Source organism: Lysinibacillus canaveralius, from assembly GCF_047301505.1.
GTDB lineage: Bacteria > Bacillota > Bacilli > Bacillales_A > Planococcaceae > Lysinibacillus_B.
This window is the reverse complement of record NZ_CP154840.1, coordinates 1,386,023-1,409,636: the sequence shown is the minus strand read 5'-3', so window position 1 is coordinate 1,409,636 and position 23,614 is coordinate 1,386,023. Positions and strand designations below refer to the sequence as shown.

Annotated in this window: 25 protein-coding genes; 11 read left to right on the top strand and 14 right to left on the bottom strand. The window is 40.4% G+C overall.

Annotated elements, in window-relative coordinates:
- Positions 1–90: 90 nt before the first annotated feature.
- Both AA0Y26_RS06995 and AA0Y26_RS06990 read right to left on the bottom strand, forming a co-directional pair.
- Positions 91–1,200: a DUF4179 domain-containing protein gene (locus AA0Y26_RS06995; protein WP_413366346.1), complete on the bottom strand. Its 1,110-nt coding sequence runs from the start codon at positions 1,198–1,200 to the stop codon at positions 91–93.
- Positions 1,184–1,750 carry a sigma-70 family RNA polymerase sigma factor gene (locus AA0Y26_RS06990; protein ID WP_413366344.1) on the bottom strand — a complete coding sequence of 189 codons (567 nt, stop codon included), beginning with the start codon at positions 1,748–1,750 and terminating at the stop codon, positions 1,184–1,186. Before AA0Y26_RS06990 ends, AA0Y26_RS06995 begins: the two co-directional genes overlap by 17 nt.
- Positions 1,751–2,120: 370 nt before the next feature.
- Between AA0Y26_RS06990 and tsaA the strand changes: the two genes are divergently transcribed.
- Positions 2,121–2,585, top strand: a complete 465-nt coding sequence (gene tsaA / locus AA0Y26_RS06985; RefSeq protein ID WP_413366343.1) for a tRNA (N6-threonylcarbamoyladenosine(37)-N6)-methyltransferase TrmO — start codon at positions 2,121–2,123, stop codon at positions 2,583–2,585.
- Positions 2,586–2,692: 107 nt separating this feature from the next.
- Here the strand turns inward: tsaA and AA0Y26_RS06980 are convergent, their stop codons facing one another.
- Together AA0Y26_RS06980 and AA0Y26_RS06975 are read right to left on the bottom strand one after the other, a co-directional pair.
- Positions 2,693–3,913 carry a hypothetical protein gene (locus AA0Y26_RS06980; protein WP_413366341.1) on the bottom strand — a complete coding sequence of 407 codons (1,221 nt, stop codon included), beginning with the start codon at positions 3,911–3,913 and terminating at the stop codon, positions 2,693–2,695.
- A 531-nt stretch (positions 3,914–4,444) separates the two neighbouring features.
- Positions 4,445–5,851, bottom strand: a complete 1,407-nt coding sequence (locus AA0Y26_RS06975) for a GGDEF domain-containing protein (RefSeq protein ID WP_413366340.1) — start codon at positions 5,849–5,851, stop codon at positions 4,445–4,447.
- Between the two features lie 150 nt (positions 5,852–6,001).
- Between AA0Y26_RS06975 and AA0Y26_RS06970 the strand changes: the two genes are divergently transcribed.
- Positions 6,002–6,142, top strand: coding sequence for a hypothetical protein (locus AA0Y26_RS06970; protein ID WP_413366337.1), 141 nt, complete (start codon positions 6,002–6,004; stop codon positions 6,140–6,142).
- Between the two features lie 112 nt (positions 6,143–6,254).
- Here AA0Y26_RS06970 and AA0Y26_RS06965 read toward each other — a convergent pair whose 3' ends face one another.
- Positions 6,255–6,815: a GNAT family N-acetyltransferase gene (locus AA0Y26_RS06965; RefSeq protein WP_413366335.1), complete on the bottom strand. Its 561-nt coding sequence runs from the start codon at positions 6,813–6,815 to the stop codon at positions 6,255–6,257.
- 160 nt (positions 6,816–6,975) lie between these two features.
- On the opposite strand from AA0Y26_RS06965, the gene AA0Y26_RS06960 reads away from it, so the two are divergent.
- The 5 genes from AA0Y26_RS06960 to AA0Y26_RS06940 all read left to right on the top strand — a co-directional run bounded on the left by AA0Y26_RS06960 (position 6,976) and on the right by AA0Y26_RS06940 (position 11,307).
- Positions 6,976–7,788 carry an MBL fold metallo-hydrolase gene (locus AA0Y26_RS06960; protein WP_413366333.1) on the top strand — a complete coding sequence of 271 codons (813 nt, stop codon included), beginning with the start codon at positions 6,976–6,978 and terminating at the stop codon, positions 7,786–7,788.
- A 224-nt stretch (positions 7,789–8,012) separates the two neighbouring features.
- Positions 8,013–8,780, top strand: coding sequence for an MBL fold metallo-hydrolase (locus AA0Y26_RS06955; RefSeq protein ID WP_413366331.1), 768 nt, complete (start codon positions 8,013–8,015; stop codon positions 8,778–8,780).
- A 131-nt stretch (positions 8,781–8,911) separates the two neighbouring features.
- The gene (locus AA0Y26_RS06950; protein ID WP_413366330.1) at positions 8,912–9,877 is read left to right on the top strand and encodes a S66 peptidase family protein; all 966 of its coding nucleotides are present in this window, start codon (positions 8,912–8,914) and stop codon (positions 9,875–9,877) included.
- A 177-nt stretch (positions 9,878–10,054) separates the two neighbouring features.
- Positions 10,055–10,441: a KGG domain-containing protein gene (locus AA0Y26_RS06945; RefSeq protein ID WP_413366328.1), complete on the top strand. Its 387-nt coding sequence runs from the start codon at positions 10,055–10,057 to the stop codon at positions 10,439–10,441.
- Positions 10,442–10,737: 296 nt separating this feature from the next.
- Positions 10,738–11,307 (top strand): integrase, encoded by a 570-nt coding sequence (locus AA0Y26_RS06940; RefSeq protein WP_413366326.1) that lies wholly within the window; start codon positions 10,738–10,740, stop codon positions 11,305–11,307.
- A 704-nt stretch (positions 11,308–12,011) separates the two neighbouring features.
- Here AA0Y26_RS06940 and AA0Y26_RS06935 read toward each other — a convergent pair.
- The gene (locus AA0Y26_RS06935; RefSeq protein WP_413366324.1) at positions 12,012–13,406 is read right to left on the bottom strand and encodes a PLP-dependent aminotransferase family protein; all 1,395 of its coding nucleotides are present in this window, start codon (positions 13,404–13,406) and stop codon (positions 12,012–12,014) included.
- 156 nt (positions 13,407–13,562) lie between these two features.
- On the opposite strand from AA0Y26_RS06935, the gene AA0Y26_RS06930 reads away from it, so the two are divergent.
- The gene (locus AA0Y26_RS06930; RefSeq protein ID WP_413366322.1) at positions 13,563–14,465 is read left to right on the top strand and encodes a DMT family transporter; all 903 of its coding nucleotides are present in this window, start codon (positions 13,563–13,565) and stop codon (positions 14,463–14,465) included.
- Between the two features lie 305 nt (positions 14,466–14,770).
- Here AA0Y26_RS06930 and AA0Y26_RS06925 read toward each other — a convergent pair whose 3' ends face one another.
- The 4 genes from AA0Y26_RS06925 to AA0Y26_RS06910 form a co-directional block, all read right to left on the bottom strand.
- Entirely contained in the window at positions 14,771–15,388 is a 618-nt protein-coding gene (locus AA0Y26_RS06925; protein WP_413366320.1) for an ABC-2 transporter permease, read from the bottom strand.
- The gene (locus AA0Y26_RS06920) at positions 15,389–16,249 is read right to left on the bottom strand and encodes an ABC transporter ATP-binding protein (protein ID WP_413368095.1); all 861 of its coding nucleotides are present in this window, start codon (positions 16,247–16,249) and stop codon (positions 15,389–15,391) included.
- Positions 16,249–16,626, bottom strand: a complete 378-nt coding sequence (locus tag AA0Y26_RS06915; RefSeq protein ID WP_413366318.1) for a GntR family transcriptional regulator — start codon at positions 16,624–16,626, stop codon at positions 16,249–16,251. Before AA0Y26_RS06915 ends, AA0Y26_RS06920 begins: the two co-directional genes overlap by 1 nt.
- Before the next feature lie 465 nt (positions 16,627–17,091).
- Entirely contained in the window at positions 17,092–17,583 is a 492-nt protein-coding gene (locus AA0Y26_RS06910; RefSeq protein WP_413368093.1) for an HPP family protein, read from the bottom strand.
- A gap of 313 nt (positions 17,584–17,896) precedes the next feature.
- Between AA0Y26_RS06910 and AA0Y26_RS06905 the strand changes: the two genes are divergently transcribed.
- Entirely contained in the window at positions 17,897–18,367 is a 471-nt protein-coding gene (locus AA0Y26_RS06905; RefSeq protein ID WP_413366316.1) for a DinB family protein, read from the top strand.
- A gap of 113 nt (positions 18,368–18,480) precedes the next feature.
- Here the strand turns inward: AA0Y26_RS06905 and AA0Y26_RS06900 are convergent, their stop codons facing one another.
- Positions 18,481–18,738, bottom strand: coding sequence for a hypothetical protein (locus AA0Y26_RS06900; RefSeq protein ID WP_413366314.1), 258 nt, complete (start codon positions 18,736–18,738; stop codon positions 18,481–18,483).
- 250 nt (positions 18,739–18,988) lie between these two features.
- On the opposite strand from AA0Y26_RS06900, the gene AA0Y26_RS06895 reads away from it, so the two are divergent.
- Entirely contained in the window at positions 18,989–19,405 is a 417-nt protein-coding gene (locus tag AA0Y26_RS06895; protein ID WP_413366312.1) for a MarR family winged helix-turn-helix transcriptional regulator, read from the top strand.
- Positions 19,405–20,598 carry an MFS transporter gene (locus AA0Y26_RS06890; RefSeq protein ID WP_413366310.1) on the top strand — a complete coding sequence of 398 codons (1,194 nt, stop codon included), beginning with the start codon at positions 19,405–19,407 and terminating at the stop codon, positions 20,596–20,598. The genes AA0Y26_RS06895 and AA0Y26_RS06890 overlap by 1 nt, the downstream gene beginning before the upstream one ends.
- A gap of 434 nt (positions 20,599–21,032) precedes the next feature.
- Here the strand turns inward: AA0Y26_RS06890 and cydS are convergent, their stop codons facing one another.
- The 3 genes from cydS to AA0Y26_RS06875 are packed head-to-tail and all read right to left on the bottom strand — an operon-like array spanning position 21,033 to position 23,520.
- The gene (gene cydS / locus AA0Y26_RS06885) at positions 21,033–21,152 is read right to left on the bottom strand and encodes a cytochrome bd oxidase small subunit CydS (RefSeq protein ID WP_413366308.1); all 120 of its coding nucleotides are present in this window, start codon (positions 21,150–21,152) and stop codon (positions 21,033–21,035) included.
- 11 nt (positions 21,153–21,163) lie between these two features.
- A complete protein-coding gene (locus AA0Y26_RS06880) occupies positions 21,164–22,189 on the bottom strand; it encodes a cytochrome d ubiquinol oxidase subunit II (protein ID WP_413366306.1) in 1,026 nt (341 codons plus the stop codon).
- Positions 22,180–23,520: a cytochrome ubiquinol oxidase subunit I gene (locus AA0Y26_RS06875; protein ID WP_413366304.1), complete on the bottom strand. Its 1,341-nt coding sequence runs from the start codon at positions 23,518–23,520 to the stop codon at positions 22,180–22,182. Before AA0Y26_RS06875 ends, AA0Y26_RS06880 begins: the two co-directional genes overlap by 10 nt.
- Positions 23,521–23,614: the final 94 nt, after the last annotated feature.

The window sequence follows — 23,614 nt, the reverse complement described above, 5'->3', positions numbered from 1 at the left end:
CAGCAGTTTGTAAATATGCTTTTGACCTTCTTTGAAAAACATTTTTTGAAGCTTTCTATAAAAAAAGCAGCAGCCAAAAGGCTGCTGCTCTCATTGAGATAATAGAACCTCTATCGGTCCGATCACATATGGCTCTCCTACTGCTTCCAGGGGCGTAATACTGCCGTTTTCAGCTGCACGAGGAGTGCCTAATTGCAAAACAGACACATACGGCGTCACAATAAGTGATGACGCATCTTTATGAATGGCATTCATCATCAGACGGGTTTGACCCAGGTTATTTAGCTCCCTCTCAACACCAATGTCGTAAGCATTAATTGTCTTGTACTCATTCCCTAAATTGTCTACAACCTTATATTCCACATCAATCCCATGCCAGTCATCGATTGGCGGCTGGAATTGATCGTGTAAAACTTTTTCAGTCATATACAGCGTTGTTGACACAGGTGTTGTTACCATCTTGCTCATATTAACTTCGACTCCTTTTTCCTGCAGCAACAGACCTGCATCCGCCAGTTTTGTTGTTTTGCTTTCCAGCTTCTTTAAATGGAACTGGAAATCCCACTCTCCTTTGTATGCAGTAGAGACATTATTGAAATCCATTACGGTATGACCATCCCAATTAATATGCACTTCTTCAGGCTTATCCCCTTTAATCAGCTGGTAAACGAAGAGTCCCGCATACTCGTGTTCATCTATCTTCTCTGCAAGATAATTTGTCGAGTAGCCGCCGTTTTCATATCTTTTCTTCAGTTCTTCAATTATGAACGGACCATCCAATGAAGGTCTTGTCCCCAGCTCTTTTTCACTCTTCATCGTATAGGCGATTGTAACGTTCTCGCCGTCATACACAGCATCTGTAACGGTAATGCTGATTCCATTGCTTTCCTTTGTCACACCGATATCTGTTGCAAATTCTTCATAGCCTTCAAAGACAACTTTATTTTCATCATTAAAATGCTTGAAGACGCTAGCGAGAAAGGGAATCTTCTCTGCATAAACCGGAAAAGCTATACCAGCTGTAATATTTACCGTAAGAAGGATAGCGGCTGCTGCACCTGCTATTTTAGGAATTTGCTTTCTTTTCCTCCTTTTTAGTATGCGCTGCTTGATTCTGGCCATCTCCATTTCATTGACGTTCATAGGTTCGAGTTCCGTATCTATGTTTAGTTGGTTGAATTGCTTATACACCTTCTTCATTGAATACCCCTCCTGCATACATTTGCTTCAAACTCTTCTTTCCCCGGTACAGCCGGTTATCAACGGCTGCTTTTGTCATCCCGACCGCCTTGCCGATCTCTTCATTTTTCATATTTAAAAAGTATTTCATCACAAATATTTCGCAGTCGGTCTTGTCCAGGCTCTTCATCATTTTCATTAAGTCCTGAGTATCACTCCTTAAGAGAAACTCCTCTTCTGCTGAATGGACAGTAGAGCTGATTTCATCTACATCTGTAACTATTGGACTTCTTGCAAGCTTTCGCTGCTTATCCACCGCCTTGAATTTAGCAATTGTACAAAGCCATTTCCGGAAATCCTCCGTGTCCCCTTCAAATTGCTTTGCATTTTCATAAGCACCAATGAAAACGTCACTCATACATTCTTCTACCATATATGGATCTTTATAAGATTTCAGTGCATTGTAGACAATCGCTTTTACAATCCCTGCATATTCTTCTATTACATATTCAAGCGCTGATTCCTTACCCTTTTTAAAATACTTTATAAAGTTGTCACTTGTAATTTTCATACAATATACTCCTATTTTGGATTTAAAGGCCTCTATACGTAACACATCGTTTGAAAGATAAAATATTCTCATGTTAATTTATCTTCATCTTTTGAGTGCCTCGGGGATACCGTCTATTCCCTTTCAAAAACCAATGTTACTATATATTCCATTTTATCAAATGATAGGTTATTATTTAGAGAGAATATGCTCTATTACTCACCTCTATCAGCAGATATATACGTCAATAGGAAAGACTTCATTACTCAAAAAGGTGGTGTACCTAGAGCTGCAAGATGCGTGATATAAAGTAAAATTACTGATGATAAAATATATACACGATAAATCCAGCACAATTTTCTTCAACCATAAGTGAAAGGAGTTAATAAGTATGACTTATTCAATTAAGCCCGTGGCATTTGTCCGCAATATACGGAAGGCTGTAGAGGATGACCATTGGGGAGCGGTCGTATCTACAATTGAACTAGCAGAGAATCTACAACAAGAAGCACTAGCAGGAATTAGTAAATTCTCTCACTTAGATATCATTTTTTACTTTAACCAAGTATCAGATGAAAAAATTCAATATGAGGCCAGACATCCTCGAAATAATACGGATTATCCTAAAGTCGGCGTTTTTGCACAGCGAGGGAAAAATAGGCCAAACAAGCTTGGTCTGACAACAGTCGAACTAGTAGAAGTACGCGAGCGAATTTTAGTGGTCAAGGGCTTAGATGCCATCGATGGCACGCCCGTCATTGATATAAAGCCAGTAATGGCAGAATTTCTGCCAAGAGGAAAGGTGAAGCAACCTGAATGGTCTACTAAGTTAATGGAAAAATATTGGTCCGAATAAAAGCCTTTATCCCCGAAAACACCATGTATCTTGCTTTCAAAAAAGGACTCTCCCACTGATCGAGGAAGAGTCCTTTACTATGTGATGAATTTTTACTGGCTTGTTTTCTAGAACCGTTCTTTATAATAAAGCTGTGCCTGCAGGAGGTGATAGTAATCCTTACCAGCCAAGCCTGCTTCATTGGTATAGCAAAAGCTATAGTGTTTCGTTTCAGCTAGAGGCAGCAGAAGAGCATCTACCTGCTGTTCGGAAAGCAGCTTCGGAATAAAGATACCTATGCTATTCGTCAAGCACGTCCATATTAATGGATAATGTCTTGTCAGGATAGGTAGAATAGCCGGAAAATCTATATGCTGGATAAGGATAAATGTACCCTCAGTCGATTCGATGGTACGGAAGAAATCCTTCCCTTTCTGATAACTCGGTTCATTTGCATAGCTTTCCGAAGAAACATTTTTATTCAATTGCTTTTTTATCTCCCCTAGCCGTCTATAATGCTCGTATTGCTGCTCATACGCCTTATAAACCGGGAGACTCATCGCTTTGGCTGCGAGCATCATGGTCTTATAAATATTTTCATAACCATCTACATATTCCTTCATCGATGCATCCTGCTCTAGAATAGCAAGCGCTCTTTTACTTGTTTCCAGCGATTTTATAAATTCGCCCGCTGTATATTGGCAATATTGAAGAGCATATAACACGCGCACTCTTGTCTTATTATTCAAATCCTTTTCTAAAAACAGGGCAATTTTTCTTTTTACACTCTCGAACTTACGAAGAATCGTCATAATGCGGAAATACATTAAATGACCTTCCACATAGCCGCTGCTATTTTGATCACCCATTTTTTCAGCAACAATTATGTTAAACTTCAAAAACTGGTAGATTGTCTGAATCGGAACATGCTGCTTTTCTAAAGCAGCTGTCAGATTATTGATGGCCACCACCATATGTAAACGAAAATGATACTGGAAAGCTAAGCTTATGCTTTGCTGATAATGCTGAATGCATTCCTCATAATCATGACCAATATGCAAGTAATAGTGACCCAGCAGAAGGTTTATTTTTGTTTGAACGAGAGGATCTTGATGATTCTTCAGGCTTTTCTCATGAAGGTTGAATAAGTGCTGGAAACTTTCTCCGTCATGTAAAACGATATATATTTCTAAAAGCTGGATACACAGGGCAACACCTAAGTCATCCATGTAAGGATTACCTTCTAACAAGTATTCCCCTAGCTCCTTTGCTTCCTTATAGCGATCCATTTTGATTAAATACTTGATGTTTTTTATTGCCTCATCATCAATCCGGGGTTTAATAGCCATCTTTTATCACCTATATCAGCTTATTTTGTAAGAAACTATTTCCCTCAAAATGAAATCAACAAACTTTATTTACGATGGAGTGACCTGTTTCACTTGTATATATTTGATGAGATGACAAAACTTCCTTCACTTTTTTCTTAATTATATGGAAGGTATCCTCTTCAATAGTAATCTGTATAAAACCCCTTAATTATCGATTAAAGACGGTCTATGAACAGAGAAATTTATTCTTTACTTGTCCTCAAACTCCCAGGAAAAAGAGATGAAGTTCCTTCTATTATGGGTATTGAGCTTGTCATCAATGAAGGCTATACTGCCCGGTAATAGTATGAAAACGGCTCAAGGATAACCTCCTGAACCGTTTAAATTGTTTTACTATACGTCTATTTATGAAAACTGCAGTTTATACAATAAGAAATCCACTGCTGGCAGGCTAGAATTAGCCGTTTTTAAAGTCTCCCTGCCGCTTAGCATTGAAGCCCTGGCTAAAGAGCGAATAAAAAAGCGAAGGTAATCAAATTACTTTCGCTTTCAGTGTATCGCTTCGTGGAACCGAACCTGATTCCGTCCATTTTGTTTTGCATAATAAAGTGCATGATCGGCAGTTTCAAATAACTGGATTAAGGTTGCAGGTGTCTCGTTTGTATAGCCTACCCCTATACTCACTTCAAAATTGATGACATCTCCCGTACCACGGACAATAAAGTCGCTTTCAGCAATCAAGCGACGGAGACGGCTGATTTCTTCTTCTATTTCTTCTTTCGGATACGGCATAAAGATGATAAATTCATCTCCGCCGTAGCGGATCAGTTTCATATCATTTTTAGGCATCCACTTCATTGCTATAGATGAGATAAATTTGATTGCCTGGTCGCCAACTAGATGCCCATACGTATCATTCACTGTCTTAAATTTATCCACATCGAACACCGCTACTGAATAGTGAATAATCTCCCGGTTCTTCTCTAGCTGCTCTTCAAAATAGGCCCGGCTTTTTGCCCCGGACAGGCGGTCATGATGCAGGCGCTCTACAACGCCATTAGTGGAAAATTTCGAGATAATTTCAGAGCGCCTTATCTTTTTCTCCATCGCTATGTGCTCCTGCAATGCTTCGACTAATAGAACCTGGTAAGCAAAGGCCTGCTCGATTTCTCCATGGTCTTTCATTGCATGTACCCAGCGCTCGATATCATTGACAAAGTAGAACTTGTCCTTGATCATGCTATAGGCTTTTTCAAAATAATATTTAGCTTGTTCAATTTTTCCTAGATGGAGAATATAAAGCCCTTTTATGCTCCAATAAGGGAATTCAAGCGAAGGAATCGTCTTATACATGCTATCTTTCTCGAGTTTCAGCAAGTTTTTTTCGATATTGTCAAAGTCCTTCCGTGCATAGTAGATATCGAAAGAATTGATATAGAACATCATGGGAGCAAGGGGGTCATTTTCTTCCACCTGCTCAAGGTATGGTGTAATTCGTTCAATTAGCGCATATCCTTCTCCAATTTTTTTCTCTTCGTTGTATGAATGCAGGAGGTTATTGGCAGCTCTGAAAATATGACGAATGTCGTTAATTTCAATCGCTTCTTCCAATAACTCTTTCAGCTCTGCAATCGGCGACTGGATGCCCATTATGTCCTGGAAGATAGCTTTGATCAGTCGGAAGGAGAGTTGTTCGTTTTTTGCGGCATACTCTTCAACATAAGGTTCTGTTGCCAATATATAATCGAACATTTCCTCATATCTTTGTGAATTTACTAGGATTTTAAGTGAATCGATATTTACTTTTATATAGCTCTCAAAATCCTGCTCTTGAAAAAAGCTTTCCTGCAGCAGCTGCAAGAGCTTTTCTGCTTCTTCATATTCACCATTATTTAGCTTTTTTACCGCAAGCTCATAATATTGCTTTTGCTCCTGTTGGGTAAACATACTTTCCATCTAATCACCTACCTTTCAAATATTTTTCTATATACTTATTACCTAAATATTAACATAAATTAGAAAATTGGAAAGAATTTTTTTAATATGATAACGATTTTTGTTTAAAAAATATTCAGAATATTGTAAAATAGAAGAGGGGTGATGGTTATGCCATATCAAATTTATTTAGAGCAAGTAACAAGTAAGTATCCTTACACGTACGAACCATCTTCAGAAAATGATGATGCCTATCTGCGTGAGGAGCAATGCAACTGTACACTAGACAATTTTGACGATAATGATTTCTAAGAGGCAGGCAAATGAACACGAACGAATCAAGCGGAATGTGAGCGTAAAGGCAGTACCTTCTTTCACATTCCGCCTTTTATCACGCTGTCGCTATCCTTTCTGCCGTAAGCTTTTAAGATCGACTGTCCTCATCTGTAATGGCATACATTTCAACATCTCTATGACTCCCCTTCATAAATAGAGCCTTTCGGAGAGTACCTTCATAGGTCATGCCGCTTTTCTCCATAACACGTGAAGAACCGATATTTTCCGTAACACAACGGGCTTGGACTCGCACAAGACCCAGCTTATGAAAGCCAAATTCAATCACTTTTTTGGCTGCCTCGGTGACAATTCCTTTATTCCAATATTCTTCTGCCAATACATAGCCTATTTCTCCCACTTTATTATGCTGCTGCAACATCACATAATCAATTGTTCCAATGAATTTTCCATTATAAATAATGCCCCAATGGTAAAATGGCTGCATCTTATACGTTTCCACAGCCATTTCAATAAATTCCTTTGTATCCTCAATTGATTCATGTGTATGCCAGAGCACATATTTCGTAACATTTTCATTGGAACCATATGTAAACATATCTTCAGCGTCATCCATCGTGACAGCTCGAAGCGTTAGCCGTTCGGTAGTCAATGTCGGCAGTGTCCATTCCATTGTATATTCCTCCTCCATCTTCTAACCTCCTTATTCAAAGGGTTGATATGTTATATTACACAGTTACCGATAAAATTCCTCGTTTTAACTGGAAAATTTATAGGCTTATAAAATGAATAGGTGTTCATTTCCTTTTTCGCTTGTTATACTAGAAAGAAAGCATTAAGGAGAGATTCGTATGTTAAAGATAGAAAAAAGCAGCGAAATCAAAAGAGAAAACGGTGTTCTAATGTCTAAATGTACAGCCAATGTGCCGGGAAGTCCGATGAGTGTCTACAGCTTTAATGTAGATGGAATTTTGATTGATACAGGCTCCAGCTCTTTACTAGAAGAATTTAAACCGTACTTTAATGAAGCAGATTTTGATGCCATCTATATTACACACTTCCACGAGGATCATATAGGAAATGTCGCTTATCTTCAAAATCAACGGGATGTTCCTGCATTTATCCACTCATCATCGACTTCTTTCACACCAAAGCCATTCCGTATCCCAACCTATCGTCAAATCGTATGGGGAGAATCCGCGCCTTTTTCTTCCACAGCTTTAGATGAGACATTCACTTCGCGAAACCATACATGGGAAGTCATTGAAACACCTGGCCATACAAAGGACCATGTTACCTTTTACAACCGTGACCTTGGTGCAATGTTTACAGGCGACCTATTTGTATCCCCGAAAGTGAAGGTTGTGTTGACTGAAGAAAATATACTGGATACACGAAGGTCCTTACAAAAGATTGAAGCATATGATTTTGAAGATATGTATTGTTGTCATGCGGGATATGTAAAGAACGCTAAAGAATGGATTCGGCTAAAAATCGAATATATTGATGAGTTGGAAGGAAAAGTACTCACTCTTTCCAAGCAAGGTAAAGATATTTATGAGATTACTGCAGAACTTTTTCCGAAGCCTTATCCAATCATCGCGGTTTCTAATACAGAATGGTCACCAGTGCATATGGTACGTACTATTTTAAATCGCGGGTAAATGGCGAGCTCGCCTGCTTTGCCGATTAGGAGGCAGACCCTTACGTCTAGGAATAGACGTATCCCCTTTTACAGTCTTGTACTGTCACCATTCAAATAAAGCGAGGAAGAAATGAAGCAGAACAATATTTCTGTTTTATATTTGGAGACTGCAGGGGTTTTTAATAAAATTTTTAAAAAGTTTATCGTAAAATGGAGCTATCTCTTATAGTAAGGACTGATTCAATGAAATTAATCCCACTCGGTGTAGGCGGCGCATTTACAGAGCGCTTCTACCATAATAACTACGTAGCGGAAATCGGCACAAAGAAACTGTTGATTGATGCTGGTACAACGCTCCGTGAAAGCATGAAAAAAGCCGGATACTCGTATGTCGATATCGATAGCGTCTGGATTTCACATCTCCACTTTGATCATGCAGGCGGTCTGGAGGAGCTTGTGATGCAGCGTTTCTGGCAGTTTAAAGACGGTCAGCATACACCCATTAAAACACCCGTTTTCGTTCATCAGAAGGTCTATTCTCAGCTGCGTAAGCTCCTTTCTGCTGCTCTAGATAACCAAGGGCGCACGGTCGATGACTTTTGCGCATTTACTGTAGTCAATGATCAGGATATCATTCATTTTGAAGGAGTGGAGCTCCAAATTTTCGATACCACAAACAGTCATGCCAAAGGACTTGTCAGCTCTGGCCTTTTCATAAAAGGACCACTGGGCAATGTTCTGTTTCCAAGCGATGTAAAGGATTTGGATAAAGCCAATCTCCTGCGCTTTGTAAATGATGATACACTTGCCATCTTCCAGGATACGAGTTTCACTTTTAACGGTGTACACGCCCAGTTCAAGGATGTACTCGCCTACTATCCGAAGGAAATTCACTCCTCTGTTTATGCCATGCATTACAATGACAATATAGAAGATTATTTGCAGGAGATTGAGCGTGCCGGCATCCAGTATGTGAAGCAGCGGGAACCAATCACTCTTCCATTGAAATAATGAAAGACCGAATGGCAGCAGCAAGTCGCCATTCGTTTTTTTATTTCCTCTAGACAGAGAATAATGAACCTATTATAATGAACAGTCAAAAGGAAAATTTTTCTTATTTTCCGAAAAAAGGAGACATTTCTATGAGAACGCCTCAAAAACTCCAGCCCGGTGATGAAATTCGGATCGTTGCACCAAGTCGCAGCGCTTCTATTCTTTCAAATGCAGGTATCGAATCAGCAAAAGCTCGTTTAGAGAACCTAGGATTTCAGGTGACCTTCGGTAAACATCTCTTTGAAGACGACCTTCAGCACTCTTCTTCTATTGAACATCGTGTAGAGGATATCCATGCAGCCTTTGCAGATCCTCATGTAAAAGCAATCCTGACAGTGATCGGCGGCTTTAACAGCAACGAACTGCTCCCCTATCTCGACTATGATCTAATAAGTAGAAATTCGAAAATTTTCTGCGGATACAGTGATATTACAGCAATCGCTACGGCAATTGCAGCATGCTGTAACTTTGTTACCTATTCTGGACCGCATTTTTCAAGCTTTCAGATGGAAAAGGGACAGGCTTATCAAACAAGTTCCTTCCTTCGTGCATTCACACAAGAAGCTCCCTACCCGCTCATTGCTTCTGCTGAGTGGAGTGATGATGCATGGTATTTAGAGGGGGCAAATCGACATTTTGAGCGTACAGAATGGAAAACTTATAATGAAGGAATAGCTGAAGGAACAATTTGGGGAGGAAATCTCTGCACACTGAATCTCCTGCAAGGAACACCCTATATGCCAGAGCTGATGGATGCTATTCTCTTTGTAGAAGATGATTATATGGTTACACCTGAGCTGTTCGCCCGTGACCTGACTTCCTTGCTGCAAGCCGCACAGTCTGTCAAAGCACTTATCATTGGACGATTTCAGCGGGAATCGAATATGTTTGAGCAGCAATTGCACTTTATTCTTGATAAGCATCCTATTCTAAAAACGATTCCCGTTCTCTATAATGTAGATTTCGGACATACTCAGCCAATCTTCACCTTCCCTATTGGCGGTACAGGAACAATTAATACACAAGAAAAGACAATTTATATTACTAACACATAAGTGAAATATAATTGTAATAATTCCCTGCAAACCCTAGTATTGTCGCGGATTTCTCCCATAAAAATGACATAGCTATGGCAAAAGATTTTGAAGTAGAATGTTTAGCCTGAATCCTCCTGGGAATATAACTTGTAAGCTTAACCCAATAAGCTAATAAAATTCTAGGAGGAATTACAAATGGCTAACAAACGCAATAACAACAACAACGAAAACATGACAGTTCAAGAAGCGGGTCGTAAAGGCGGAGAAGCTACCTCCAATAATCATGGTCGCGAGTTTTATGAAGAGATTGGCCGCAAAGGCGGAGAAGCTACTTCACAAAACCACGACAAAGAATTTTACCAAGAAATCGGCCGTAAAGGCGGAGAGGCTACTTCACAAAACCACGGCGAAGAATTCTATGAAGAAATCGGCCGTAAGGGCGGAGAAGCTAACCAAAATAACAATAACAACAATGGCAACAATGGTGGCAGCAACGGCGGTAAAATGAGCCGTGAAGAAGCTGGCCGCAAAGGCGGAGAAGCAAGCAGCCGCAGCCGATCAAACAACAATAACAAAAACTAAACTAACCAAACACTAAAAATTTACTAATCATTGTATTAAGTATCTAGTCGACAGATTCTAGTTATCCCACTATAATCCAATACTAGTAAACCCACAAAAAAACACGTCACTATAAAAAGAGGTGTTTGTAGTTGTTGATGCAACTACAAACGCTTCTTTTTCTTTGTATGTAGGCATACTTTCTACTCTTCCCTCGAAATCAAAATAGTTGAAAACCAACAAATAATGGTATATATTTAATCAGCTTTCATATATTATTTATTAGTATAATATTTTATTATGATATAGAGGGAGAAATGAGAAACTACATGCAAGACAGCTATAAAGAAAACGACCTTCAACAACTGATTCTTTCCACAATTAAAGCAGCTGGAATGGTAACAGAGCTGAAGAAGGATAACTGCGGTATCAATATGAGCTATAACTTTATCGGTGACTATGTAGGATATGATGAAAAGCGTCTAGTAAAAGCTTGGAAGGAAATGCAGGCTGACATTCCGTTTGAGCAATATGTAAAAGCGCTGACAATGCACGAGCTTGGCCATGCACTGGATCGTGAAGCATTGCAGGCGTCGCTCGACCGAACTCTTGAAATAATCGATATGAAAAACAATCATTCCCCCAAAGAGCTTTATACGAATATCGACCTTCTATCCGTTTTACTTGAAGAACATGAGATGGATATTACATTTGAAGAGACTGCCTGGCACAACGCTAAATATTTAAACGAAACAGCCCGCCTTGTCGATGATTTCACGTTTGAACTCATCAAGAAACATAGCCTGGCTACGTATAAAGATTTATATGCGGAAGATTTATTCTTATATAATAAGCTAGCAGAGGAACGTTCCCTGCAGCCAGTGTAAGTTTTATTTTGTAAAAAGAGAAAATATAAATTGAAAATATCGGAGTATATTGGTGCTGGCACGCCACTATGCTCCTTTTTTGTATATAGGCCGTTATTGCCCCCGCAACAAAAAGCAGAATTTAGAAATGGATATTACGTTCTTTCTCCCCTTTCATACTTACATAACATTTATTGGATAATGACCACTCTCCACTCGTCCATCATATACTAGAAGAAGGTATTTCATTCTTTCCTATGTCAGATGAATGATTATTTTATAAGACGTTTGCTGATGAGGTGCTACCAAGCAGCCAATAAAATGGTGTAGCCAAAATGTTGAATGTCCGTTGAGGTTTTGTATCCAAAGGAGGCAAAATACATGCTAAATAAAGCATTGAAAATGGTATTGCTGACAGGGATCTTACTGAGTGGAGTTGGTCTATTACTGATGGTTTGTAAGTCCGGGATTAGGAATAAGTTTGTCTGAAAGCTGGCTGCGCGAGGTTGGGAGCGTAGAAACAAATTTCTATCACCTTCTGGTCAAACATTATAGTATGACATTTCTAATTATCGGAAGTATTTTTTTATCGGTTGGACTGACAACCACCGTCTTTTGCTTCTATAAATCCCGCCTTCTTTCCATCGAACAGAAGCGTACTTTTTAAATATGTAAAGCGATTAACAGCACCTCTCTTCAATGTAAAAAAGGTCGCCTTTAATCGCTTACATCTTATAGTAATTTTCACTTAATCGTTCTTTTTTAGGTGTAATATGATTTTTTCTGCTGCTTAGTAAGGCAATACAATCAGCGAGTTCTTCTATGCCGGTTTTAATTTGATGCTCATTTACCTGAGAGATACTTAGCCGAAGGAGGTTATCCTTTTTATATTCCGGCAAAAACATTCTCGAGGCATCATCGACTAGTATATTTCTTTCATGTAGCATATGAACAATCTGTTTTGCTGTTATATTTCCAGGCAAGCTGATAGAGAGATAAAAACCTGAAGACGGTTTAGAAAAATGAGTACCAGGAGGCAGCAAACATTCACATGCTTCTTGAAGAACATGCATTTTTTTGTGATATACCTCTTTGATCTTTTTAAGATGGCTGGCAAACATGCCGCTTTTTAAATAAATTTCAAGCGCTCCTTGGGAAAGTGCCGCGCTATTAAAATCAGCACTGAATTTGTATCGTAAAAAGTTAGACACCATAAAAGCCGGAAGAACAATAGTAGCAATCCTGAGTCCAGGCAAGAAGATCTTTGAAAAACTTTTAATATAAATGACTCTTCCAGAAGGAGCAAAGGAAAACAGCGGGTCTGATTTTGTATTTGGGTCAAGATCTCCTAAAAAATCGTCCTCCACGATATAAACATCGTATTTTTCAGCCAGCTCAACAATCTTTTTCTTTTCTCCATTCGTATAGCTATGACCAAGTGGGTTATGAAATCTAGGAATAATGTAGAAAAATTTAATATCATTATTGCGGAAAATATATTCAAGACGCTCCAGGTCAATCCCTTGCATCGATAACTCAATACCAAAAGTGGCAGCCTGCTGCAGCTGGAGAGACTCAATAAATCCAAAATAAGTCGGCTGCTCAACGAGAATATTATGTTTCCCATTTGGAAACGGCATAGAAACTAATAAATTGAGGGCTTGCTGTGAGCCGGAAACTACTACTACCCTTTCAGGCTCAGTAAACACTTGTAAATTTTGCAAATACTTCACGACCTGTACCCTTAATGAGTAAAGGCCCTGCTGGTCGGAGTATGTAAAAAGCGCCTCCTTATATTGTTCAATTGCTTGATTCATACAATGCTGAAACTCCATATAAGGCATGACATTTTTATCGGGACCAGCTGAGAAGAAATCAATCACATGCTTTTCATCCGCTGCATTTGGCAATTCATTCACAACAAAATAACCGCTTTTTGGAACAGAATAAATCAGATGCAGCTTTTCCAATTCTTCGTATGCTTTTATAACCGTATTTTTGCTGCATGAAAAATGCTTGGATAGCTGACGAACCGAAGGAAGCTTACTTCCTGCAACAAGAGATTTCTCTGCCAGCCGCTGCTTAATGTCCTCCATAATCTCCATATATTTTGAAGACATTCATCTATCCCCCTCCAACTGTACTGGTACAAACAGATAAAATCCCGATTTCTTTCATTTTCTGTACTTATTATTATGTTAATTATATCAGGGCTGTTGTTTCAGGAAAGAAAAAACGGTACAGATATAATTCAAAAGAAAAGATAGGTGGATAAGATGCAAAAGGATACCCGGAAGAAGCTCGGGTTATTGTTTGGACTGGTAGGCGTTGTTTGTTTTAGTTTAACGCTTCCTTCTACAAGCGTTGCCGTAAAATATTTTGGTACTACGTTCGTCGGCTTGGGAAGAACGGTTGTTGCTGCTATTCTAGTTACTGTTGTATTAATTGTTCGAAAAGAAAAGCTCCCTACCCGACGGCAATTCAAAAGTCTGCTTGTTGTTGCTGCTGGAGCTGTGTTAGGATTTCCCCTCCTCACCTCGTGGGCAATGGAATCTTTACCCGTTTCGCATGGAGCTGTTGTATTAGCCCTGCTGCCCCTAGCTACAACTGGATTTGCCGTTTTTAGAGCAGGTGAGATTCCTTCATTTACATTCTGGTTTGCAAGTATCACCGGCTCTTTCGCTGTTATTGCTTACGCTTTTCATCTAGGGTTTGGCGGGTTGTATTTTGCTGATTTAGCTTTACTGGCAGCGGTTGTGATCCTTGGGCTTAGTTATGCTGAAGGTGGGAAATTAGCACAGGAATTAGGGAGCTGGCAAGTCATTGCTTGGGCGGTTATTATTGGTGCCCCATTTTTTATTATTCCAGTGGGAATGAACCTGTCAGCAGACATGCTCCATGCCCCTCTTCAAGCTTGGATCAGCTTTTTTTACCTTGCCATTGTTAGCCAATTTCTCGCATATGTTGCATGGTACAGCGGGATGGCGATGGGCGGCATAGCCAGAGTTAGTCAAATCCAATACTTACAGCCATTTTTAATGATTCTATTTGCCGCAGCTTTCCTCGGTGAATCCATCTCCCTATTCACGATTGTAATCGCAGTGATTGTTGTCCTGTCGGTGATACTAGGCAAAAATGCGAGCGTTTCAAGGAGGGCCCCTCTTCCGGAGAAAAACTGATTTCCGGCAAGATCGTTATCGAACAACAACAAGGCTGGGACATAAATAGAAATCTCAAGAAAATTAGCATCAATCTACAATAGGAATTCAATGCTTTCGAAATGGATCGAGGTGCCGGATTGATTCTACGGGAATAGGACGACGCCCGAGACTATGAGCTTACGCCATACCCGCGGAAAGCATATTCCTAATGGAGATCAGTTTCCACCATACCGAAAAAACACTATTTTTCCACCGGAGAAAAATAGTGTTTTAAGATTTTATCCCAGCTTCACTTTAATGAAGAGATCTTTTCCAAGGATATTTTAAAAGACTTTTCTTTCATAAATACGCATTGATAGCAGCCATGATCCTCCGTATAACAATAAAATACTAAGAGCAGCGAATGAATATAGCTGTAGCTCAGGTAAACTGGCCAGCCATTGGAAGGCTTTAGCAAATTGTTCGTTGAAAATCTGCATTACGATTCTGAATGTGAAGATAGCAACAACGAATAAAACCATTGCGCCAATCATTAAATATTGCTGTTTGAATTTATAGAAAAAAGGAAAGATGATGGACAGAAAAGCCATTATAAGACCAAAAGTATGCAATATATCCTTCCATGAAAAAGAGAGTTCCATCCCGTTTATAATAAAACCGCCTCCCATAATTACCCCAATGAATAATCCCGTGAATACAAGAGCACCGAGGTATTTCGAAATGACAATCTGTTTTCTCGTGTATGGCAGGGAGTTCAGCAAAATATTGATATTATCTTTTTCATCATAATAGAAAGCGTTCATAATGAACGAGATGCTTGTAATAAACGCCAACCACCATAAGGGAACCCCATCCTCCCAGAAGCAAAGTATAATAATGCCTAGATAAATAGGTATCTGCCTCTTTTGAATAAGTATATCTTTCCATATCAAATTAACCATTTAAGCGCCCCCTTTTTTCGTATAATACATAATATCTTCCAGTGTCGGCTTTTCCAGCACGACCGATTCCCCAAATAGACTTTCTACACGTTCTTTGTTCACCGTCAATCCTTCAAAGCCTATATTCGACTTCTGCACCGCGACGAATTCCTGCTCCGTATCCGCATCGAGTAAGTCGAGCGGCCCCTTGACGATCGCATAGTCCTCCTGAATTTTATAAAATTCCTTCGTAAACACATGCTCGCCGTCATTTAAAAAGATGATATAATCCGCAATCCGATCAAGATCGGTCGTAATATGAGTTGAAAAGAATATCGTTTTATCCCCGTCCTGCATGAGCTCATGCAAAATATTCAGCAATTCCCGGCGAAATACCGGATCAAGTCCTGAAGTCGGTTCATCCATAATAATGAGCTCCGCCTGATGGGAAAGTGCAATGGCGAGTGATGCCTTCATTTTCATTCCTTTTGAAAAGGTTTTGATTTTTTTATTAAGGGGCAGCTCAAACTGATTTACATATTTCTGAAAGATGATATCATCCCATTGCTGGTAGGCTGGCCGGATAATTTTCTTCATCTCTTTTAGTGTCAGATTTTCGTAAAATATATTCTCATCATAGACAAAGCCGATTCGTTCTTTAATGGCTCTCTCGTTTGTTTCATGCGTGAGACCGAATACCGAAATAGAGCCGCTGTCCTGCTTTAGTAAATTCATAATTAACTTAATTGTTGTGGATTTCCCTGCCCCATTCCCACCGATAAACCCTGTAACAAAACCTTTTTTCACAGAAATGGAAAGATCCTTCACCTGAAACCCTTTAAACGATTTCGTAACGTTCTGTAATTCAATGACATTTTCCATCATTCATCCTCCGAATATAATAATGTAAGCATTTCCTTTAGCTCTGCTAATCCAATGCCCATATCCTTGCTGTTTTCGATTGCTTCCAATAGCTTTTCCTCGATGACCTTCATCTTTCTTTCCTTGATCATCTCTGTATTTTGCTCTGAGACAAATGACCCTTTTCCGACAATGGAATAAATAAATCCGTTTTTCTCCAGTTCTTCATAGGCGCGTTTTGTTGTAATGACACTAATCTGCAAATCCTTTGCCAGCTGTCGCATTGAAGGAAGCGCCTGCCCCTCTTGTAGGTCACCTGTCAAGATCTGCTTTTTGATTTGTGCTGTGATCTGCTCATAGATCGGTTCTTTTGAGCTGTTTGAAATAAGAATTTGCATGCAAAGACCTCTTTTTATATTGTATATATACTTTATATACAATATATACACACTTCTTCTTTTTATCAACCCTTTTTTGGAAAAAATTAAAAAGAAAAAGCAAAGGTCCTTTTGAACCCTTGCTTCTTTATAAAAAGTGTTTTTTCAAATCAACGCTAAATCGGCCTTGGTGTGCAGTCCCTGATATAATGCTGAGCTCCCCGCGCTGTTCTCTCGCATCAAGTGGTACACTTTCCAGCAGCATCTTCACCTGTGGATTACCTCAATCGTAATATCTTCTAATTGTTTTTGGGGTCCTCTTCTCACTCTTTCTCTCACCCTATTCCCTAGCTCCACAGCATGCTGAAATGCCATAAAATCGAAGTGTCTGATGTTTAGACTTGTTTACGAACTCTTTGATATAGTGCCTGCTTTCTGTTGTTATATTCATTTCACCAGCCTACTTCTTTCTTCCTTTATGTATGTTTACCACCAAAACAAAGGATAATGCCGATTCTGCCGAATGTTGTTTACAATAACCGCATATAAGATGATGACGGCCGCCCCAACGATAATCGGAGTAAACAAATAGTTCCAGCCATAACCACCAAGCATAATAATGATTGGATTTGCCCCTCCCGGCGGATGAACGGTCTTTGTTAACATCATGAGGAAAATAGTAAGGGCTACCGCCGCACTGATTGCCAATGGGTTTGGTCCGAATAGTTCATAGAATAAAATACCGATCAGCCCCGATATAACATGTCCACCTAAGATATTCCGCGGCTGGGAGAATGGAGCGTTCCATGCGCCAAAGACAAGCACACAACTTGCTCCGAGTGACGCCATCAGCCACGTGGTCCCCGTCATAACTGTCAATAGCAGCAATGTTCCGATACCGAAAAATCCCCCAACCGCTGCTGTTAAGGCATCCGCTATATTCGTTCGATGGCTGACAGCTAGGTGCTGGCCTCTCATTTTTACGAAATATTCGTGCCACCAGCTGGTCCTAACCTGCTCATGCTGTTCCACCTTTTCCAAACAATCCTCCTCCTTACTGCAGTAATTCGATGTTTATTAGTATAACAATTCTTCATTCGCTGAGGAAGAGCTGAACTGTTGATTTATCTAATTAGCAACTGGAAAATCTTGTTTCCCTTATTGTATTACGTGCTGACTTTCCCTACCCTTTACCTATTCCCAGCTAAACGTAAATAGGAGAATAATTTATTTTACTTGTATAATGGGAATAGCAAATTTTCGGCATGACTGGATAACGGAGGACTTGTATATGAACCCTTACTGCGCGGGCTGCTTGCATCAAATCGAAACAGCTTTACAAAAAACAATAAAACTCATGCAGCAGCTTAAAGAAGAGGAACTCTTATTACGGCTAACACCTGATAAAATGTCAGTTGGAGAACTTTTACAGCATATTGCTACTATCTGCCGGACTGACTATTACATTTCACTTGGATACAGCCAGGAAAAGATGACAAACATGTATGAAAAAATTAAATTAACCTCATTAAAAGAACTGGAAGCAGAAATGAAAACAAGCTTTACTTTCCTTTCAGAAGTATACGGGAAGTATTCAGAAGAAGAGCTCGAACAACCGGTCACTTCCTATTGGGGAACAAGCTATACACGCTTTGAATGGCTAATAGAAATAGCGGCTCACATTTATCATCACCGCGGTCAGCTGCACGCAATACTGACCCATTCCTCTGGCAAGGACTATAACCTTGTACTCTTTGAATAGATGCACTCCCCTCATGTCCAAAAAAGGGCAGTCTTCCTTAGTAATGGAAGACTGCCCGAATAAAGAGAATCTAACTGCATCTACCCCATTGTATGTGCGGGGATTTCCTTTTTCTACACTGCTGCCTTTTTAATACTCGCCAGCTTTAAAATAAGCCATGTAACGATTGTTACTACACTAATAGAAGCAATCGCCGCCCAAACGGAAAATGCCGCGCCGAATGCCAGCTCATTCTGCAGGAACTTCCCATTAGCTTTTGAAAAATCCGGAACATAAAGGAGCGTCTGTATGTATGCCCATCCTAATAAAATAACGGCATACAGAAAATGGAGCACCAGCGATATGAGCAAAGCACGGATCAGTCGTTTCATAAGGAAGACACCCTTTCTGTATTTCATCCTACTACTATATAGACGTATGAATCTATAGGAAAAATTTATTTATTTTAAAATTTATTTGGATTTTTTCCTGACCCATTTGACATATTTTTTGGAAGGTAAACTTGTTCTTGTTATGAGAATCGTTAAAGTATTTACTTGCCAGCCACTATTTTCGTGACAAAATGTTCATAATCTGTTTTAATAGTTAGGTAACCTAACTAATTAAAAGAGGAGCTGTCATATGAAATTATTTTTACAAATTCACCGTTTTCATCGAAACTATATGGCTCATCTAACTACAATACTTGTCCCGTACCGGCTGACGCCGGGCAACTGGTCACTTCTACAGTTTTTGTCTGCGCATGAAACTGTCACAAGCAGCCAGCTCGCTGCCCATTGGGATGTAGAGAAGCCGACAGTATCGAGCAATGTAAAACAAATGCTGGCACTAGATCTGATTGCTGTCGTTCCAGGCGGGGATAAACGCGAGAAAAATCTTGTACTGACAGAAAGCGGAAGTACGTTGTATGAAAAACTCTCAAAAGAAATTCTTGCAATGCAGGAAAACATTCTGCGAGATGTTCCTCCCGTTGTCAGAACACAGATGGAGCAGGCACTGACTATGATGGAAAGCTCCTTGAAGGAGGCGCATTCTTAATGCAGGAAAAAATCTGGACAAAGGATTTTATCATTGTTTCCTTTATTAACTTCATGGCAATTCTGATGTTTTATCTGCTGATGGTAACGATCGCTTCTTTTTCGATTGATACATATGGGGTATCAACAAGTACAGCAGGTCTTGTATCTAGTATTTTCATTATTGGATCACTATTTGGCCGTCTAGGGGCAGGTCGGACTATCGGAAAGCTCGGCCCTTCCAAGATGCTGTGGATTGGTTTGATTGGCTTTTTGATTACTTCTTGTCTGTACTTCATCGAAGCTGGTGTCGGTCTTCTGCTTCTTGTGCGCCTTGCACAAGGGATTGCAGTTGGTATCATTGGAACAGCGACTGGTACAATCGTCGCTTATTTACTCCCTGCCTCCCGAAAAGGAGAAGGAATCGGCTACTTTAGCTTAAGTGCCATTTTGGCGACAGCTGTTGGCCCATTTTTAGGTATCTTTATGATGAAGCTTGAAAATGGCTTCACCATGATTTTTACGATGAATGTTGTATTATCCATACTTATCCTAATTGGCTTCTTCTTTGTGAAGCTCAATTTACCGGTTGCTAAAAAAGCTGACTCACAGCTGGAAGAAACGTCTTTCATTGCTAAATTTATCGAACCAAAGGCAGTACCGATCTCCTTTATTGCCTTGATTGTCGGCTTCGCATACTCAGGAATTATGTCTTTTATCTCCTTCTATGCAGAAGAAATCGATTTAGTTGAAGCGTCCAGCTACTTCTTCTTAATGTATGCTGTCGTTATTATTTTTTCCCGTCCATACACAGGCAAGCTGCTGGATACAAAGGGTGCGAATATCATCGTTTATCCGTGCCTCCTTCTATTTGCTGTCGGCATGCTGCTGTTTAGCCAGGCAAGTGCCGGGTGGATGCTGCTTTTAGCCGCTGCACTCATCGGCTTCGGCTATGGCAACTTCAACTCCATTGCGCAGGCAGTTGCAGTAAAGGTAACGGAACCCCATCGTTTCGGACTCGCCACATCGACTTATTTCATTTTGTATGATTTGGGACTAGGCATCGGGCCGTTTTTACTTGGCTTTGTAGAGCCCTATACAACATACCGGATGATCTTCCTTGCCATGGTACCGGTTATCGTGATTTGTTTACCGCTTTACTATGTACTTCACGGCAAAAAAGAAGCGATGGAAAAGAAAAATGCTGCTGTATAGATATACAAAAAAGGTGTCCGAAGTGATTTCGGACACCTCAGAGTAAAGACAAAGTCCCTTGTTGACTTTGTCTTTACGTTTTTTCAGCTGTTTTTTTAAAGTAAAGTTTTACCCAGCCTGCCTTGAAAACGTTTGCCAGACAAGGCGCGCCGCTGAGCGAAGACGCGAATAGAACCTAAGTTCATGAGCGGACGAGCGAGGCAAGCAACGCTGGATGAAAGCGTTTGTCAACAGGCTGAGGTGTCCGAAATGATTTCGGACACCTTTTGCTGTTCTTATTTGCTCTATGGTATAAGTATTACCGTCCGCTTATAGACCATTTTGTCATGATAATAGACAATCCCAGCCTATTTATAGACAATTGTGTCGTGTTAATAGACAATCCAGCCCTCATTATAGACAGTTTCCTATTATTAATAGACAATCCTGTTTTCTTACTGACTATCGTCCTTCTCATCTTCTATCCATTCTGTTCTCGTGGATACGACAAAGGCGGCGATTACTGAAAGGATAAGAATAATGAATGGTGCCTGAAATATCACAAAATCAGTCATTGAATCACTCCCTATACATGCGTTTCATCTTTTCCGGACACATAATCTTTTGTAAAGAACAGGCGGAATACAAGATACAGCGACGGCAACAACAGCGCGAACCCGAGGATAAAGACAACAATAAGTGAAATGGCCATTGCTTCATTCGTAAAGCTATCATAAATCGTCAAATGCGGATATAACAAATACGGATAGTGCGACGCTCCGTATGCAAAGAACGCAGCAGCGAATTGCACAATAAGCAGGATAACAGCCAATCCGTAGTTCCGCCTTTTTCCGATCAACCAGATAGTAATGACGAACAGGATACCTGAAAGGAGGAACAGCCACCATAAATCCAGGATGTTTTCGTAATGCCAATTGCCGAGCACTTTCAGCTCGATAATAATGCCGAGTGCACTAATAATAAGCGGGGCTGCCCAAATAAGCGCGTACGTTCGCATCAATTCACTCGCTTCTTTATCTTTTGCACGCCATGCATACCATGTCAAAAAGACAGCGGAAATATAGAGTACCGCTATAACACTGAGAACAACAATCGACCAGGACAGCGGACTTTTCAGTAATGCCATCAAATCGAGCTTCGGATTGCCATCTACAATGTTGATAAAGCCGCCTTCTGAGATAGTAAATACGACTGAAAGAGATGCTGGCAGGAATAATCCTGAGATACCGTATGCCATGGCATATCCTTTATGCCCGCTCGCCCTGCTGTACGCCTCAAAAGCGTAATAACTTCCGCGCACTGCAAATAAAACAAGTGCAATCGATGCAGGGACAAGCAATACTGTTCCGTAATAATAGGCGGTTTGGGGGAAGAACCCGACAATGCCTACAAAGAAGAAGACGAAAAATACACTGGTGATTTCCCAAACGGGCGATAAATAACGTTTAATAATTTTAGACAGAATGTGATTTTTCCCCCGAAGCAGACTATAGGCATTAAAGAAGCCTGCCCCATAATCAATGGAAGCGATAATCACATAGCCGAACAGGAAGAGCCATAACACGGAAATTCCAAGTACCTCTAATGCCATGTGCCTCCACCTCCGTGTCTTGATGATAATTCCTTTTCAACCGGGTTGTTTTTAAACATGCGGTGCAGCACAACTGCGCAGCCAACCCCGAGAATCAAATAGACGACAGCGAACATAATGAATAAATATTCCAATCCCGTGGCGGTTGTCGCCCCTTCCTCAGTCCGCATGATACGGTATAGGATCCATGGCTGGCGGCCTTGTTCTGCAAGCCACCAGCCCGCCTCTATGGCAATGACGGCTAGCGGACCTCCCAGGATGATAAGCCACCTGAACGGCTTGGATTCGACCCAGCGCCACTTCCGCCATTTCCCGAATACGTAGACGAGCGATACAAAGATCAGCAGCACCCCGATAAACACCATAATATTGAAATAGTAATGGTTGATGAGTGAGGGTCGTTCATCTTCCGGAAACTCATTTAACCCTGTAACCTCTGCATTGAAATCTCCATACGCAAGGTAGCTTAACATTTTCGGAATGCGGATCGCATATTTAACTTCTTCCTCTCCATCTAGAATACCCAAGAGAATCAGCTCTGCTCCTTCCTCCGTTTCAAAGTGCCACTCTGCAGCAGCTAGTTTCTCTGGTTGATACTCCGCCAAATACTTTGCAGAGAAATCTCCCAAAACAGCGGATGAGATAGAGAAAATCAAGCCTACTTTCATCGTCAAATACAGCGCTTTTTTATGGTATACATGATTCTCTCCACGCAGAAGTTTATAAGCGGCAATCGCTGCAAATATAAAAGCGACCGTCATATAGCTTGTCGCAAGTACGTGTGTAACCTTTGTAGGCATAGCAGGAGTGAATATGGCGATGATGGGGTGAATATCAATCAGTTCGCCATTTTCCATATTGAAGCCCTGCGGTGAGTTCATAAAGGAGTTAACGATCGTGATGAAGAGAGCTGAAGCAGAAGCCCCAATCATCACGGGAATCAGCAGCAGCATATGATGCTTCGGGTTTTTGAACCGGTCCCAAGTATATAGATAAATCCCTAAAAAAATTGCTTCAAAGAAAAAGGCGAATGTTTCCATAAACAGAGGCAGTGCAATGACTTGACCGGCAAGCTCCATAAATTGCGGCCATAAAAGCGACAATTGAAGCCCGATTATCGTTCCTGTTACAACTCCGACAGCGACAGTAATCGTAAAGCCCCTCGCCCACCGTCTCGCCAGCAGCGTATAATGCGAGTCATTTTTCCGATAACCGACGTACTGTGCGATTAAAATAAGAAGCGGTACTCCGACACCAAGTGTTGCAAAGATAATATGAAAGGATAAGGTTAATTCTGTTAGTGCCCGACTCCAGAAGACTGACGTCTCCATTCGTATTCACTCCTAACGTACTTCATTATTTATACAATCTCTCTCTAACATGCCCGAATAGGATGTTACATTAAACCATATTCATTCTAAGAAA

What these genes read in the sequence shown, in the direction of transcription:
- AA0Y26_RS06965 (WP_413366335.1), bottom strand. Translation starts at nt 6,815, where the DNA reads ATGGAGGAGGAATATACAATGGAATGGACACTGCCGACATTGACTACC.
- AA0Y26_RS06975 (WP_413366340.1), bottom strand. Translation starts at nt 5,851, where the DNA reads ATGGAAAGTATGTTTACCCAACAGGAGCAAAAGCAATATTATGAGCTT.
- AA0Y26_RS06970 (WP_413366337.1), top strand. Translation starts at nt 6,002, where the DNA reads ATGCCATATCAAATTTATTTAGAGCAAGTAACAAGTAAGTATCCTTAC.
- AA0Y26_RS06915 (WP_413366318.1), bottom strand. Translation starts at nt 16,626, where the DNA reads ATGCAAATTCTTATTTCAAACAGCTCAAAAGAACCGATCTATGAGCAG.
- AA0Y26_RS06890 (WP_413366310.1), top strand. Translation starts at nt 19,405, where the DNA reads ATGCAGGAAAAAATCTGGACAAAGGATTTTATCATTGTTTCCTTTATT.
- AA0Y26_RS06980 (WP_413366341.1), bottom strand. Translation starts at nt 3,913, where the DNA reads ATGGCTATTAAACCCCGGATTGATGATGAGGCAATAAAAAACATCAAG.
- AA0Y26_RS06955 (WP_413366331.1), top strand. Translation starts at nt 8,013, where the DNA reads ATGAAATTAATCCCACTCGGTGTAGGCGGCGCATTTACAGAGCGCTTC.
- AA0Y26_RS06960 (WP_413366333.1), top strand. Translation starts at nt 6,976, where the DNA reads ATGTTAAAGATAGAAAAAAGCAGCGAAATCAAAAGAGAAAACGGTGTT.
- AA0Y26_RS06995 (WP_413366346.1), bottom strand. Translation starts at nt 1,200, where the DNA reads ATGAAGAAGGTGTATAAGCAATTCAACCAACTAAACATAGATACGGAA.
- AA0Y26_RS06950 (WP_413366330.1), top strand. Translation starts at nt 8,912, where the DNA reads ATGAGAACGCCTCAAAAACTCCAGCCCGGTGATGAAATTCGGATCGTT.
- AA0Y26_RS06940 (WP_413366326.1), top strand. Translation starts at nt 10,738, where the DNA reads ATGAGAAACTACATGCAAGACAGCTATAAAGAAAACGACCTTCAACAA.
- AA0Y26_RS06895 (WP_413366312.1), top strand. Translation starts at nt 18,989, where the DNA reads ATGAAATTATTTTTACAAATTCACCGTTTTCATCGAAACTATATGGCT.
- AA0Y26_RS06920 (WP_413368095.1), bottom strand. Translation starts at nt 16,249, where the DNA reads ATGGAAAATGTCATTGAATTACAGAACGTTACGAAATCGTTTAAAGGG.
- AA0Y26_RS06880 (WP_413366306.1), bottom strand. Translation starts at nt 22,189, where the DNA reads ATGGCATTAGAGGTACTTGGAATTTCCGTGTTATGGCTCTTCCTGTTC.
- AA0Y26_RS06935 (WP_413366324.1), bottom strand. Translation starts at nt 13,406, where the DNA reads ATGTCTTCAAAATATATGGAGATTATGGAGGACATTAAGCAGCGGCTG.
- tsaA (WP_413366343.1), top strand. Translation starts at nt 2,121, where the DNA reads ATGACTTATTCAATTAAGCCCGTGGCATTTGTCCGCAATATACGGAAG.
- AA0Y26_RS06905 (WP_413366316.1), top strand. Translation starts at nt 17,897, where the DNA reads ATGAACCCTTACTGCGCGGGCTGCTTGCATCAAATCGAAACAGCTTTA.
- AA0Y26_RS06990 (WP_413366344.1), bottom strand. Translation starts at nt 1,750, where the DNA reads ATGAAAATTACAAGTGACAACTTTATAAAGTATTTTAAAAAGGGTAAG.
- AA0Y26_RS06875 (WP_413366304.1), bottom strand. Translation starts at nt 23,520, where the DNA reads ATGGAGACGTCAGTCTTCTGGAGTCGGGCACTAACAGAATTAACCTTA.
- AA0Y26_RS06930 (WP_413366322.1), top strand. Translation starts at nt 13,563, where the DNA reads ATGCAAAAGGATACCCGGAAGAAGCTCGGGTTATTGTTTGGACTGGTA.
- AA0Y26_RS06925 (WP_413366320.1), bottom strand. Translation starts at nt 15,388, where the DNA reads ATGGTTAATTTGATATGGAAAGATATACTTATTCAAAAGAGGCAGATA.
- AA0Y26_RS06900 (WP_413366314.1), bottom strand. Translation starts at nt 18,738, where the DNA reads ATGAAACGACTGATCCGTGCTTTGCTCATATCGCTGGTGCTCCATTTT.
- AA0Y26_RS06910 (WP_413368093.1), bottom strand. Translation starts at nt 17,583, where the DNA reads ATGAGAGGCCAGCACCTAGCTGTCAGCCATCGAACGAATATAGCGGAT.
- cydS (WP_413366308.1), bottom strand. Translation starts at nt 21,152, where the DNA reads ATGACTGATTTTGTGATATTTCAGGCACCATTCATTATTCTTATCCTT.
- AA0Y26_RS06945 (WP_413366328.1), top strand. Translation starts at nt 10,055, where the DNA reads ATGGCTAACAAACGCAATAACAACAACAACGAAAACATGACAGTTCAA.